We start from the raw sequence: 13,429 nt of genomic DNA on the forward strand, positions 1-13,429 counted from the left end.
GCCGTTCGAGACTAGGACGTTGATAGGCAGGGTGTGTAAGCGTTGTGAGGCGTTGAGCTAACCTGTACTAATGACTCGTGAGGCTTAACCATACAACCCAAATGGGTTTTGATGGCAACATCAWGTGTGGTAACTAGATTTATTGCTTACTGYTTAAGTAAGACTTAGTGAAGAATATAAAGCGCTTAATAAAGTATCGTCATAAAATGCTCCTGCATTGATGACATCAAGTACATCCATGTACTYGAAACTCAAAGAACAGCTTTCCGAATTTCGTTAATTGCGACAGCGATTAACACCGAATTTGCTTGGTGACAATAGCATTGTGGTCCCACCTGATCCCATCCCGAACTCAGTAGTGAAACGCAATTGCGCCGATGATAGTGTGGGGTCTCCCCATGTGAAAGTAGGTCATTGCCAAGCGCCTAATTTACTCGAAAGAGTAGCTTTACTTAGGTAAAGCAAGTCTCCTAACCTTGACAAGTTAGCGACTTAAAAAGCATTTAGCATTACGCGTAAGCATTTTGCTAAAGGAGCGGTAGTTCAGTTGGTTAGAATACCGGCCTGTCACGCCGGGGGTCGCGGGTTCGAGTCCCGTCCGCTCCGCCAACATAAAGACGAAAGCCTCATCGAAAGATGAGGCTTTTTTCGTTTTAGCTTTACGATAGCCCTATCACTTCTTGTTTATAAAGAATGATAGGGCTTTTTCGTATTTGAAACATTCTAATTAGATATTGTGGCGTCGCAGACTTTTGCAAAAAAATAGTCGGCCCCAGCTTCGCGTTCGTAAGTTCACGGCTAACGCGGTACCACCCACAAGCACAAAAATGAAAGCCTATGAATCAATGTAGAGGTTTCTTTCGTATGGTGAGATAAGGTTTATATTTAGGCCTACTATATGTATTTTTGATGACCTAGATTAATGCGTAAGCCAAATCAGTGCTGATAAAATCATTATCAATAGCGTGTTTTCGAGCCAATAAAGTTTAAAGTGAATTTATCATTTCCCATGATTTATCTGAGAACATGAGTTAAAAATTAAACATAACTCTCACTTTAAACTTAAAGATGTATTTTATGTGCTTTTTTATAAAGAAGATGTTTCTATATTAGGTATTAGTAAGATATATTGCTGCTTTAACGCTTAGGTAAAATTATGGATTGTCGTCTTGGTTGCGGTGCATGTTGTATTGCTCCTTCTATTACTAGCCCAATACCCGGTATGCCGAATGGTAAACTTGCGGGTGAGCGCTGTATTCAACTCAATGATGATAACCTATGTAAGCTGTTTGGTGATCCATCTAGACCCAAGGTTTGCACTGATTTTAGTGCGACGATTGATGTCTGTAGCACCACCAATGAACAAGCTTTATGGTTAATTACAGAGCTTGAATCTTCAACTTCCTAGGCCAATTATTTAACGCTGGAATTCACTTATGCAACTAACACGATATACAGATTATGGCATTCGTATTTTAATGTACCTTGCCGCACAGCCAAAAAGAGAAACGTTATTCCGTATTGCGGAAGTGACGACAGTTTTTGAGTTGTCATCAAATCATGTTGCTAAGATCATCCACCATTTAGGCAAGCTTGGATATATTCAGACTATTCGAGGAAAAAGTGGCGGTTTTAAACTAGCTGTAAAAGCTGCAGATATTAATCTTGGTAAGCTAGTGGGTGAGTTAGAGCCGTCTCTAGCCCCCGTTAATTGCACAGAACCATACTGTCGTTTTACGCCTGCATGTAGTTTAAAAGGAATTCTTGCTGAAGCTGTCGCCGCTTATATGGCAGTGCTTAACAAGTGTACTTTGGCTGATATTGTTAAGAATGCAGATGAGTTAATGGATACCCTACCTGATATGTCTATCTCAGTACTTGAGCTGAGCTAGTTCCTTCGTTTTTAGCCATGCTAACAGGTAAAAGTTTTGAGGTATGAACAAGGTTAATACCCTTCAGTTCTAGTCTGTGAAGGTTTTCATTTAAAAAGCGCACTGTTTCAGGATAGGGGTGCGCTATAACAACGATGTTCCCTTCACTTTTCGCTTTGGAAATGATTTGGCTAAATTGTTTTTCTAGTGCGTTTTCACTAACATCATTATCTAAAAAAATCTCTCTTCTCAGTAAAGGCACACCATATTGCTGAGCCTTGTCGCTAGCTTTGCTATAACGTGTCGTAACACTATCTACAAAGTAGAGATCTTTTTGCTTCAAGCTTTCCATAAGCCAGTTCATTGGATTCTCTAATTGAGTTAATAAGCTTCCCATGTGGTTATTAGCGCCTTTAGCGTACGGAATATTTTCAAGCGATGCTTTTAGTTGGCCCTTAAGTTGTTGCTCACTCATATCATTGGTTAAGCCACCGTCACCAAGCTTTTTACCATTTAATGCCTGCATAGGTATATGTAACATGATTTCGTTACCTTGATGGTGTCCCTGTTGTGCCAGTGTTTGGCCTAAAGGTGTATGAGGTAACACAGATAGAGTGACAGTATTAGGTAAAGTCAGCACAGCCTCATCTGATTGACGATAGCCTATATCGTCAATGATGATAGCGATGTTTGCTGCTTGTACGTGTCCTGTAATGAGTAGAGCTAATCCAAAAAATATTTTGCGCACAGAGTCTGCTTTTTAGTTATGAGTAGTTATCCATGCAATAGCTGAAGAAATCTGACCATCCTGTGGTTCATCATATTGCGCAGTTGATTGCTCAATTATATCCAGATAATCAGAATTTAGAATAGCTTCATTTGAAATTTTAATATCAGGTTCAATCCCTTTACTGTGAATGTCATTACCATCGGGTGTGCTGTACTTAGCGATAGTCAGCTTGATAGCATTACCCATTTCTAGCATAGGGATCAGGCTTTGGACTGTACCTTTACCGAAGCTGGTTTCACCGACTAGCGTGGCTCGTTCATTTTCTTGAAGTGCAGCCGCTAGTACTTCTGAAGCTGAAGCCGAGCCTTTATTAATTAACACCACCATTGGAATATCTTCAAAGATAGTGGGCTGTGAAGCGTAATAGACTTCATTCGCATCGAAAAAGCGACCTTCTGTAGAAACGATTAATCCTTTCTTTAAAAACAGATCAGCAATACTGATGGCTTGGCCAAGTAAGCCTCCTGGGTTATTGCGTACATCTAAAATGATGCCGCTTATGTTTTCATTTTCCCAGAGTTTAGCTTGTTTGATGATGGCGCTAGTTGCATCATTTTGGAATGAGTTTAACTGAATGTAGCCAATATTATCTTTTAGAATTTTAGCGTTTATTGACTCGATATGAATAAGCTCAGGGTTTAATGTAAGTTTAAAAGGAGCATTAGTATCGCGTTCAATAGTTAAGTTGATAGTGCGTTTGTTGTTACTGTTTTGCTTAATATCCATCAGTACATCAGTCAGATTACTACTATCGATGACTATGTCGTTAAGTTGCAAAACTTTATCGCCTGGCTGTAAATTAGCCCTAGCAGCGGGTGAGTTGGGATAAGGGGTGATAATGGTGATTTGGTCATCATCCGTTGCCACTTCAAAACCGTATCCAAAGTATTGGCCACTGTTACTGTCATTGATACTTTGAAAGTCATCAGAGTCTAAAAAACCAGAATATGGATCTAGGTTGGTGAAAATGCCATCTATAGCGAATTCAATTAAATCTTCACGATCAACATCGTTGAAATAGTAGGTATGAATGGTGTCGATGACATCTAAAAGCAGGGTGTAACTGTATTCGGATTCGTATTTATAATGTTGCTCAGAGCTTGATAAGCTCATTGAAAGTGCAACTGAAATACCCAATAAAAAACATAATAAATAGCGTGCAAATTGCATCATAACCGCCCCTTAATACCATTGTAGGTATATTCAGGGCGTCAGTCTTTCAGCGAGAGTGGCCTTTCCTAGCCTAGGTTTATCGACAATATTTCGCTGGGTTAACTGCTTGCCCTTTGTGTCGTATTTCAAAGTATAGGCCAGATTCTGTTTGTCCGCCTGAACTCCCGACAAGAGCAATTGAATCTCCTTTTTGAACCGTTTCACCAGGTTGAATTAATAGGGCTTGAGCATGTCCGTATAGACTCATATAACCTTCGCCATGGTCAACAACCATTACCATACCAAAGCCGCGTAACCAGTCCGCATATATAACTGTGCCAGGTGCGACGGCAGTGACACTACGACCTTCAGGCGCGGCAATGACCACCCCTTTCCAGCGAATTTGCCCTGAGCGGCGACTGCCAAACTTAGATGCGAGATGACCTTTGGTTGGCCATGTTAATTTACCACGCTTTTTAGCTAAGCCATCCATTTGAGGGTTGTCTTTCGCTGCCAGTAAAGCTTGTTCGATAAGGCGCTTTAAGCTGGCCTCTTCAATTTGCATTTGTTCCAGTTCAGCACCTTTACTGGTTAAAGTACGCTGGATTTGGGCTAAAGTTTGTTGACGTTGGCTTTTTTCTTTATTGAGCTGCTCTGCTTGTTGTTTTTGCTCAATAATTAATGCGTTTAGTTTTTGCTGTTCATTGATTTGCTGGCTTTTGATTGTCTCTAATTGCTCAATGGTTTCTTTGAGATTAGTGATAGCTGCAATTCTGGCATTATTCAGGTATTGATAATAAGCCAACATTCGCTCAACAGTGGCGGGATTTTGTTGGTTCAGCATCATTTTAGAGTAATCGTGATTACCCGCTAAATAGGCACTTGAAAGTTGTTTCGATAAGGTTTTTTGTTGTGTCGCTCGGCGTTTGTCCAGTTGGATTTTTTCGACATCTAGCTCACTGAGTTTAGTGTTTACTTGGGTGAGAGAGGCCTGGGTTAAATTGACTTTTTGAGCAGCGCTAGAGATAGCTTGCTCATCTCGTTTTAATAACGAAATGAGCTTTTCTCGTTGACGACTGGTGTCTTTCAAAGAACTTTGTTGTTGGTTAATCTGAGCTTGAATCGCTTTAAGCTCGGATTGACGCTTATCCAGATCGGCACTTTGAACTGATGATGAAAGTATCAGAAAGCCAGCAATTATGCTGGCTTTAAACAATAGTCGTTTTTTCACGAGTGGCTATTTACTCTTTGAGTTTAATGATTGAGTGGCCTGTCATTTCTGATGGCACTTCTTGTTCCATCAAGGTTAACATAGTTGGCGCTATATCGCTCAATCGTCCACCATCTTCAATAGTGGCATCACGTCCAACATAAATAAACGGAACCAATTCGCTGGTATGCGCCGTATGCGCCTGTCCAGTTTCTTCATTAGTCATTTGCTCAGCATTACCGTGATCGGCAGTAATTAAACATTCGCCGCCTACTTTTTGCAGGGCATCTACAACGCGACCAATACAAGCATCTACAGCTTCACATGCTTTAACAGCGGCATCAAAGTTACCTGTGTGGCCAACCATGTCGCCATTAGGATAATTACAAATAATAACGTCATAGTCTGTTGATTCAATTGCTGCGACTAATTTGTCAGTCAGCTCTGTTGAATTCATTTCAGGCTGAAGATCATAGGTTGCTACATCTGGAGACTTAATCAGTTCACGACTCTCTCCTTCAAATGGCTGCTCTTTACCGCCATTGAAGAAAAAGGTCACATGAGCATATTTTTCTGTTTCAGAAATACGCAACTGAGTCTTACCTTGGTTTTGTAAGGTTTCGCCTAAGGTATTGACTAAATCAGAGGATGGAAATGCAACAGGTACTTTAATGTCATCAGCGTAGTTAGTCAGCATGACAAAGTTAACCGCAGGAGTGACAGCACGATTAAAACCATCAAAGTCAGCATTAACGAAGCTACGGGTTATTTGACGAGCTCGATCAGCACGGAAATTCATGAAAATAAGCGCATCACCATCGGCTAAATGTGCAGCTTCACCAATGGTGGTAGCTGCAACAAACTCATCATTTTCATCGCGGGCGTAAGCGGCTTCTAATGCTTCAACGGCATTAGCATAGTTGAATTCTGCTTGACCTTGCGTGATGAGATTATAGGTTTTCTCGACACGATCCCAACGGTTATCACGGTCCATGGCATAGTAACGACCAATAAGTGAAGCAACTTTACCGTGACCTAAGCTTGCAAATAATTCTTCGAAATGAGCCAGCGAGTTTTTGGCACTGCGCGGCGGTGTATCTCGACCATCTAAAAAGGCGTGTAAGTACACTTTCGTCGCGCCTCGCTCAATGGCCATACGGCACATTGCTTCAATATGTTCTTCATGACTATGTACGCCACCTGGAGACATAAGTCCCATGATGTGCACTGCGCCATCATTGCTTATTGCTTTATCGATTGACTCGCACAATGCTTGGTTTTCACAAAACTCGTTATCAGCAATTGATTTACTAATACGGGTTAATTCTTGATACACAATACGGCCAGAGCCGATATTAATATGACCCACTTCTGAGTTACCCATTTGACCATCAGGTAAGCCGACATCTAAGCCAGAACCAGAAATCAAATTATGTGGGTATGTAGCATTCAATTTATCTAAAACGGGAGTGTTAGCGTGAAAAATAGCATTTTGATGCGTATTTTCACGATAGCCCCAGCCATCTAAGATAAGTAGTGCCAATGGACGCTTTTGAGTCGCCATGGAAGTACCTCTATGTAAAAGTTTAAAGTTTATGAGAAGGTTAAAATTTTAATTGTATGAATATTACTACTTCTGCAGGCGCTGAAAAAGTAATTTACTTTCATCTATGGAGTTCAAGTAAAGATTTCAGCGGCAAGTGCTCTGTATAAGCGCTTATGGAGCTCGATGAATTATTTGCAATAAAAGCACAAATACTGTGGTTTTAATCAATGCTTGTTAATTAAATGCAATCTTTCTTCACCAAAGTGGCACTATTAAATCATCAGAGTCGATGAATAGGCGTGAACTTGCTGCATTATAAAGACGCAATCGGTATACTCTGTGGCTTATTAATTTTAGCCATTTTTAAAGTAGGCAGAGAAGATGCAAGAATATATTGAATTTTTTCAAGCTAACCCAGTACTAAGTATTGCGTGGGTTGGTTTGTTCATTGCTGTGGTAGTGACTACGATTAAAGCAGCAACCTCTAAAGTTGTTAATATCAATACGCAAGAATTGACCATGCTGATGAACAAGCAAGACGGTAAAGTTATTGATGTTCGCTCTAAAGAAGATTTTCGTAAAGGCCACATCGTAGATGCGATAAATGTGCCTTTGTCTGAAATTAAAAATAATAAAGCAACAAGCCTTGAAAAGTATAAAACGAGTCCCATTATTACTGTATGTAGTGCTGGAATGACGTCTTCGCAAGCTGCTCAACTTCTTGTTACACAAGGTTTTGAAAATGTCAGCAACCTAAAAGGCGGTATGGGTGACTGGACTGCAGCAAACTTACCAACTGTTAAAGGTAAGAAGTAAAGATAACCAGCTACTCGCTGATATTAATGTTAGCGAGTAGAACAAGATCCTACTTGTTATAAAGGGCTTAAAAGCGTTTTGTTACTTAGTTAGATCAACTTTAATCGGGATGAACTAAAACAAGGCTCTGGCCATATTTTAGGAATAAAAGCCCAAATCTAAAATTAGCTTCATAGAAAAGCTAAAACACAATTTGAAGGTAGAAAATCATGGCTGAAGTAGCTAACAACGAAGAACAAGCACCACAATTCAACATTCAACGCGTATTCACTAAAGACGTTTCTTTTGAAACGCCTAACAGCCCAGCTGTTTTCCAAAAAGAATGGAACCCAGAAGTTAAGCTTGATCTAGACACTCGTAGCAACAAACTTTCTGATGACGTGTATGAAGTTATTCTTTCTTTAACTGTTACTGCACAAAACGGTGAAGAAACTGCATTCTTATGTGAAGTTCAACAAGCTGGTATTTTCTCAATCACTGGTTTAACTGAGCAGCAACTAGCTCATTCTTTAGGTGCATACTGCCCGAACGTATTATTCCCATACGCACGTGAAACAGTAGGTAACTTAGTATCTCGTGGTACTTTCCCACAACTAAACCTTGCTCCAGTGAACTTTGATGCGTTATTTGCACAGTATGTTCAACAACGTCAGCAAGACGCTGCTGCAGCTCCAGCTGCTGAAGAAGCAAACGCTTAATCAATATGAATAATACTACCGAAATTACGGTATTAGGAGCGGGGTCTTACGGCACCGCTCTTGCTATTTCTCTCGCAAGCAGTGGTCATAAGACCTTGTTATGGGGCCATGAGCCAGAGCACATGGAAACCCTAGCTAAAGAGCGCGCTAATAATGCATTTTTGCCAGGAATTACCTTTCCTGACACACTTGAATTAGAAACCGACCTAGGCAAAGCGCTTGCCGCGAGTAAAAATGTATTGGTTGTGGTGCCAAGTCATGTATTTGGTTTAGTACTACAGCAGGCAAAACCTTTACTACGAGATGATGCACGCATTGTCTGGGCCACTAAAGGATTAGAGCCTGAAACGGGTCGATTACTGCAAGATGTTGCTCGTGAGCAACTTGGGGATGCTTTCCCACTGGCAGTATTATCAGGACCAACGTTTGCCAAAGAGCTTGCTGCTGGCATGCCAACAGCAATTTCGGTAGCGGGCACATGTGCTGACTTTACTAATGACTTAGTGGAGCTTTTACATAGCCCGAAACGTTTACGTGTTTACGCAAATGATGACTTTACCGGTTTACAATTAGGTGGCGCAGTTAAAAACGTTATCGCAATTGGTGCGGGTATGTCTGATGGTATTGGTTTTGGTGCCAACGCGCGTACTGCTTTAATCACTCGAGGACTTGTTGAGTTAACTCGTCTAGGTGTAGCTTTAGGTGCAGACGGTAATACCTTTATGGGGATGGCGGGTCTAGGTGATTTAGTCTTAACCTGTACTGATAACCAATCTCGTAATCGCCGTTTTGGCTTGGCTTTAGGTAAAGGCAGCGATGTCGATACCGCCCAAGAAGAAATTGGTCAAGTGGTTGAAGGTTATCGCAATACCAAAGAGGTTTACACTTTAGCTAAACGTCTTGGGGTTGAAATGCCAATCACTGAGCAAATTTACCAAGTGCTTTATAAGGGTAAAGCGCCAGTAGATGCTGCTAAAGAGCTATTAGGACGTGAACAAAAGTCCGAAACTATCTCAGATTAGTGTTATGGTTTAAGCCAGTGTGAATACGACTAAAAGGGTGCTAATATAGCGCCCTTTTTTGTGGCTGATGAAAAATCCGCCACTGAAGATAATTGAATAATAGAATGACAACTGGCTACATTTACTTAGCGGATGAATGAGAGACGACACTTTGACACATCATGACGTAATTATTATTGGCGCAGGCGCAGCAGGGTTAATGTGTGCATCAACCGCTGGCTATCGTGGTCGTGATGTTTTGGTGCTAGACAATGCCAAGCAAGCGGGTAAAAAAATCCTGATTAGTGGCGGCGGTCGTTGCAACTTTACCAATCAAAAAGTCGAGCCTCATAACTTCATTTGTGGCAATAGCCATTTTGTTAAGTCAGCATTAGCACGATATCGTTCGAGTGACTTTATCGAACTAGTTGAACGCCACGCTATTGAATATCACGAGCGCGATCATGGCCAACTATTTTGTAATGATTCAGCTAAAGAAATCGTCACTATGCTGATGACTGAATGTGATTGGGCGGGCGCTAAAGTGCAATTACGCACTGAGATTAATCACGTCAGTAAAAACGACCAAGGTCAATTTACAGTGACGACTTCTAACGGTGATTTTAGTTGTGACTCGTTAGTGATTGCAACTGGCGGCTTATCCATGCCAAAACTTGGCGCATCACCATACGGTTACAAGCTTGCAGAACAATTTGGATTAAAGGTGTTACCGACCACAGCAGGCTTAGTGCCGTTTACATGGCATAGTGAACAAAAAGCGCGTTTTGAGCCGCTGTCAGGTATCGCGGTTCCATCAACCATTACCGCTGAAGATGGCACTGAATTTAGTGAAGCATTACTGTTCACCCACCGTGGATTATCAGGCCCTGCAGTATTACAAATATCAAACTATTGGCAAGCTGGACAAGCTATTAGCATTAACCTGCTGCCAAATGAAAGTGCCAAAGAAAAGCTTGAAGTTGCCTTAGCCAATAACCCTAAGCAAAGTTTACGCAACACCATTAGCCAATGGTTACCAAAACGCTTAGTGGAAGCTTTGTTTGATACGGCTCAGCTCGATAAAGCTTTAAACCAGCTTGGGCATGGCGAGCGAGATCAAATCGCGATAGATTTAAATGAATGGTCAATCGTGATGAATGGCACTGAAGGTTACCGCACTGCTGAAGTGACGCTTGGCGGTGTTGATACCAACGAGTTGTCATCTAAAACCATGGAAGCGAAAAATGTTTCTGGTTTATATTTTATTGGTGAAGTCATGGATGTGAGTGGCTGGCTCGGCGGGTTTAACTTCCAGTGGGCATGGTCATCTGGTGTGGCTGCTGGAATGGCGGTTTAACTGTTTTAAAAGCTGTTCAATAAAATCTTTTCATATCTATTGGGCTGTATCTGCAGTCAAACCGATCCGGTTTGTTCAATTTAGTCCTTATCTTCATAAATACTGCTGTTAAACCAGTTTCTTATCTGTTTTATCAAGATTAAGTAATTTACCTCATTAACTATTTTTTGGTATTTGTTTGTGGCTAGATCATCTAAAGTAATAAGCCATTATATCTATCAATAACTTGGGCGTTATCAAGGAGCTTTGATGAAGTTATCCGATGTAAAACAATTAATTAATCACTCTGAGCGTTCTCGGCAAATCGTCACAGTATTGGTGAAGTACGGTTTGGCTAACTGGATTAAAGAGCACAACCCAGAGTTTATTAAGAGTGTTTTTATCGGTGACTCAGGCCAAAAGTTGGTGTCTTTATCATTTGCAGTTCGGCTAAGGCTGGCATTCAGTGAATTAGGCACCACCTTTATTAAGTTAGGGCAGATCCTCAGTACTCGTGCTGACTTAGTGGGACAAGAAGTGGCTGATGAGCTTACTCGCTTACAAGCGGATACACCTGCTGATAATCAAGAGTTAATAATACAGACCATTGAATCTGAGTTTGAGCAATCTTTTGATGGTATTTTTAGTGAGTTCAGTTTTACACCATTAGCTTCAGCATCAGTAGGGCAAGTACACCAAGCTAAGACCGTTGACGGGCAAGAAGTGGTAGTAAAAGTTCAGCATGCGGGAATTGAAGATAAGATTCTTGCTGATTTAGAGATTTTAAAGCGCTTAATGCCGTTAGCAGAGGTGTATCAAAAGGAGCTTAAATTTTATCAGCCTTCGCGATTGATTGCTGAATTTACCAAGACGTTATTGAACGAGCTTGATTACGTAAAAGAAGCACGCAGTATGCAGAGAGCAAGTAGCTTCTTTAGCAACAATCCTGATGTGCATATTCCTGATGTTTATCGTCAATACTCTAGTAAGCGGGTGTTGGTGATGGAATGCCTGAAAGGCGAGAGTATCTCCAATATTCAAAGCCATCAGGCTGAAAACCGTGATACCAGTAAAATTGCGACAACGGGTATTAAAGTTTATTTGGATATGATCTTTGAACTGGGATTTTTCCATGCAGATCCTCATCCAGGCAATATTTGGCTATTGGATAACAACCAGTTGGGGATCCTTGATTGGGGAATGACCGCGCGTTTGAGTCAGGGTATTCAACAGCGTTTACAACACTTATTGATAGCCCTCGCTGAGAAAGATCCTGCCGAGTTAACTTATCAAGTACTGCAGATTTGTCAGACTCAGCCCCAGTTAGATAAAGTGATCCTTGAGAAGGATATTGGCGAGTTCGTTTATGAATACTTAGAAGTTGAAATGAATGAAGTTGCCCTTGTAGAGGTGCTTACTGAGTTTGTTCGCATTATTAAGCACCATAAACTGGTTATTCCCACCGAAATATCCATGTTAATCAGGGTACTTGTGATGCTGGAAGGGCTGTCGAAACAAATCGACAGCAGTATCAGTCTGGCTGATGCAATTAGCCCTTATGCGCTGAAGATGAAAGCTGCGCAGTTTGCGCCTAAAAACGTGTTGAAACAAACCATCGCATCTTCAACTCGTTGGCAGCGGGTGATTAATAAATTACCTGAAGATATTGAGCAAATAACGCAACAAGTCAGCAATGGTCAATTCGATATCAATCTTAATCATCGTAGCCTAGATACGATTATTAACCGCTTAGTTTATGGTGTACTCAGTGGCGCTATTTTCCTTGGTGGCTGTATGGTGCTCAGTAGCAAGGTGCCGCCTTTATATGAAGGCGTGTCTATTATTGGCTTTGGTATTACTGCAATTGGTAGTTGGCTTGCGGGTAAGCTACTCTTGGCGGTGAGTCGTTCGGGTCAATTGTCGAAAAAGACATAGTTTTGTATTTAGGAGTGAATAAATGGAATTAGACATTTTCGTCGTTGATGCATTTACTGATAAACAATTTTCTGGAAACTCTGCCGCTGTGGTACCAGTGGTTGATTGGCTCTCTGTTGATTTAATGCAGTCGATTGCCACCGAAAATAACCTTTCTGAAACCGCCTTTATTAAGCCAATTAACGCCAATCATTATGCTATTCGTTGGTTCTCACCCATTACCGAAATTGATTTCTGTGGCCACGCGACACTGGCTGCAGCCTATGTACTGTTTAATCAATTAGCCTATGTTGGTGAAATACGCTTTTCCACTGACAAAGTCGGTGACTTAATAGTAACCCAAGTTGAAACCGCAGACTCCCACACATCTGCAAAGCCAATCCAAATGAGCTTTCCAAACTTAGCACCTGAACCTGTCTCTTCGATCCCCAATGCTTTAACTGCGGGTTTATCAATAACGCCCAATGTCGTACTTAAGAATCAGCAAGCTTATTTCGCTGTAATGAACTCAGCAGCTGAAGTGGTTAATGTTGAGTATCAATCTGAATTACTTGCACTGTTGGCTCCGCTTGATGTGGTCGTGACAGCGAAAGCCGATGATGACAGTAAACATGACTTTATCTCTCGCTATTTCTGGCCTGCCAATGGCGGTGATGAGGACCCAGTTACAGGCTCAATTCATGCTGGCCTTGCACCTTATTGGTCTGGTGAATTACATAAAACATCGCTGGTGGGATACCAAGCATCTATAAGAGGCGGTGCGTTATTCTGCCAGCTCAAAGACGGAAGAGTGTTTGTATCAGGCTATGGCAAGTTGTATTTAAAAGGCGTTATTTATGTCTAAGTTATCTATGTCAAAGTTATCTATGTCTAAGCCAATCTATGTCTAAGTCACTCAATAGCTATGGCGAACACAATCACAGCGACTTACATCAGCTAAGGAAGCGCCAAGCAACATTAGTGGAACAAGCAAGCTTAGCTGATGAATATCAGCGAAATGGGTTTGTMAATGGCTAGCTTTCGAGGGGAAGGGACGCCCCATCGGAAGCTAGCCAGACATATATGGACCCATCC

At 41.3% G+C, this 13,429-nt stretch carries 13 protein-coding genes, 1 tRNA gene and 2 rRNA genes; 12 read left to right on the forward strand and 4 right to left on the reverse strand.

Annotation, left to right across the window (positions count from 1 at the left end):
* The 5 genes from FNZ24_RS20455 to FNZ24_RS20475 form a co-directional block, all read left to right on the forward strand.
* Positions 1-92, forward strand: a 23S ribosomal RNA gene (locus FNZ24_RS20455); the annotation flags it as partial.
* A gap of 215 nt (positions 93-307) precedes the next feature.
* Positions 308-423, forward strand: a 5S ribosomal RNA gene (rrf, locus tag FNZ24_RS20460).
* 109 nt (positions 424-532) lie between these two features.
* Positions 533-609, forward strand: a tRNA-Asp gene (locus tag FNZ24_RS20465).
* 547 nt (positions 610-1,156) lie between these two features.
* Positions 1,157-1,408 carry a YkgJ family cysteine cluster protein gene (locus FNZ24_RS20470; protein WP_153916644.1) on the forward strand — a complete coding sequence of 84 codons (252 nt, stop codon included), beginning with the start codon at positions 1,157-1,159 and terminating at the stop codon, positions 1,406-1,408.
* Between the two features lie 28 nt (positions 1,409-1,436).
* A complete protein-coding gene (locus tag FNZ24_RS20475) occupies positions 1,437-1,892 on the forward strand; it encodes an Rrf2 family transcriptional regulator (protein ID WP_153916645.1) in 456 nt (151 codons plus the stop codon).
* On the opposite strand, the gene FNZ24_RS20480 is transcribed toward FNZ24_RS20475, so the two are convergent.
* The 4 genes from FNZ24_RS20480 to gpmM all read right to left on the reverse strand — a co-directional run bounded on the left by FNZ24_RS20480 (position 1,867) and on the right by gpmM (position 6,587).
* Positions 1,867-2,619, reverse strand: coding sequence for a divergent polysaccharide deacetylase family protein (locus FNZ24_RS20480; RefSeq protein WP_153916646.1), 753 nt, complete (start codon positions 2,617-2,619; stop codon positions 1,867-1,869). The two genes, FNZ24_RS20475 and FNZ24_RS20480, sit on opposite strands and share 26 nt — an antisense overlap.
* 12 nt (positions 2,620-2,631) lie before the next feature.
* A complete protein-coding gene (locus FNZ24_RS20485) occupies positions 2,632-3,834 on the reverse strand; it encodes a S41 family peptidase (RefSeq protein ID WP_153916647.1) in 1,203 nt (400 codons plus the stop codon).
* Positions 3,835-3,910: 76 nt separating this feature from the next.
* Positions 3,911-5,044 carry a murein hydrolase activator EnvC family protein gene (locus tag FNZ24_RS20490; RefSeq protein WP_153916648.1) on the reverse strand — a complete coding sequence of 378 codons (1,134 nt, stop codon included), beginning with the start codon at positions 5,042-5,044 and terminating at the stop codon, positions 3,911-3,913.
* A 10-nt stretch (positions 5,045-5,054) separates the two neighbouring features.
* Entirely contained in the window at positions 5,055-6,587 is a 1,533-nt protein-coding gene (gene gpmM, locus FNZ24_RS20495) for a 2,3-bisphosphoglycerate-independent phosphoglycerate mutase (RefSeq protein ID WP_153916649.1), read from the reverse strand.
* 363 nt (positions 6,588-6,950) lie between these two features.
* Between gpmM and FNZ24_RS20500 the strand changes: the two genes are divergently transcribed.
* The 7 genes from FNZ24_RS20500 (at position 6,951) to FNZ24_RS21850 (ending at position 13,372) form a co-directional block, all read left to right on the forward strand.
* Positions 6,951-7,385: a rhodanese-like domain-containing protein gene (locus tag FNZ24_RS20500; protein WP_153916650.1), complete on the forward strand. Its 435-nt coding sequence runs from the start codon at positions 6,951-6,953 to the stop codon at positions 7,383-7,385.
* Positions 7,386-7,594: 209 nt separating this feature from the next.
* Positions 7,595-8,083, forward strand: coding sequence for a protein-export chaperone SecB (secB, locus tag FNZ24_RS20505; RefSeq protein WP_153916651.1), 489 nt, complete (start codon positions 7,595-7,597; stop codon positions 8,081-8,083).
* Positions 8,084-8,088: 5 nt separating this feature from the next.
* Positions 8,089-9,105 (forward strand): NAD(P)H-dependent glycerol-3-phosphate dehydrogenase, encoded by a 1,017-nt coding sequence (gene gpsA, locus FNZ24_RS20510; protein WP_153916652.1) that lies wholly within the window; start codon positions 8,089-8,091, stop codon positions 9,103-9,105.
* 151 nt (positions 9,106-9,256) lie between these two features.
* Positions 9,257-10,441, forward strand: coding sequence for an NAD(P)/FAD-dependent oxidoreductase (locus FNZ24_RS20515; protein WP_153916655.1), 1,185 nt, complete (start codon positions 9,257-9,259; stop codon positions 10,439-10,441).
* 249 nt (positions 10,442-10,690) lie between these two features.
* Positions 10,691-12,355 (forward strand): ABC1 kinase family protein, encoded by a 1,665-nt coding sequence (locus FNZ24_RS20520; RefSeq protein ID WP_153916653.1) that lies wholly within the window; start codon positions 10,691-10,693, stop codon positions 12,353-12,355.
* Positions 12,356-12,377: 22 nt separating this feature from the next.
* A complete protein-coding gene (locus FNZ24_RS20525; RefSeq protein ID WP_153916654.1) occupies positions 12,378-13,199 on the forward strand; it encodes a PhzF family phenazine biosynthesis protein in 822 nt (273 codons plus the stop codon).
* Between the two features lie 38 nt (positions 13,200-13,237).
* Positions 13,238-13,372, forward strand: coding sequence for a hypothetical protein (locus tag FNZ24_RS21850; RefSeq protein ID WP_267463739.1), 135 nt, complete (start codon positions 13,238-13,240; stop codon positions 13,370-13,372).
* Positions 13,373-13,429 lie beyond the last annotated feature (57 nt).

Origin of the sequence: Shewanella sp. TC10 (assembly GCF_009663145.1) — a bacterium.
In the GTDB taxonomy this organism is placed as follows: domain Bacteria; phylum Pseudomonadota; class Gammaproteobacteria; order Enterobacterales; family Shewanellaceae; genus Shewanella.

Coding starts and splice junctions, on each gene's coding strand:
- FNZ24_RS20470 (WP_153916644.1), top strand. CDS start 1,157: ATGGATTGTCGTCTTGGTTGCGGTGCATGTTGTATTGCTCCTTCTATT.
- FNZ24_RS20475 (WP_153916645.1), top strand. CDS start 1,437: ATGCAACTAACACGATATACAGATTATGGCATTCGTATTTTAATGTAC.
- FNZ24_RS20485 (WP_153916647.1), bottom strand. CDS start 3,834: ATGATGCAATTTGCACGCTATTTATTATGTTTTTTATTGGGTATTTCA.
- gpmM (WP_153916649.1), bottom strand. CDS start 6,587: ATGGCGACTCAAAAGCGTCCATTGGCACTACTTATCTTAGATGGCTGG.
- FNZ24_RS20500 (WP_153916650.1), top strand. CDS start 6,951: ATGCAAGAATATATTGAATTTTTTCAAGCTAACCCAGTACTAAGTATT.
- secB (WP_153916651.1), top strand. CDS start 7,595: ATGGCTGAAGTAGCTAACAACGAAGAACAAGCACCACAATTCAACATT.
- gpsA (WP_153916652.1), top strand. CDS start 8,089: ATGAATAATACTACCGAAATTACGGTATTAGGAGCGGGGTCTTACGGC.
- FNZ24_RS20520 (WP_153916653.1), top strand. CDS start 10,691: ATGAAGTTATCCGATGTAAAACAATTAATTAATCACTCTGAGCGTTCT.
- FNZ24_RS20525 (WP_153916654.1), top strand. CDS start 12,378: ATGGAATTAGACATTTTCGTCGTTGATGCATTTACTGATAAACAATTT.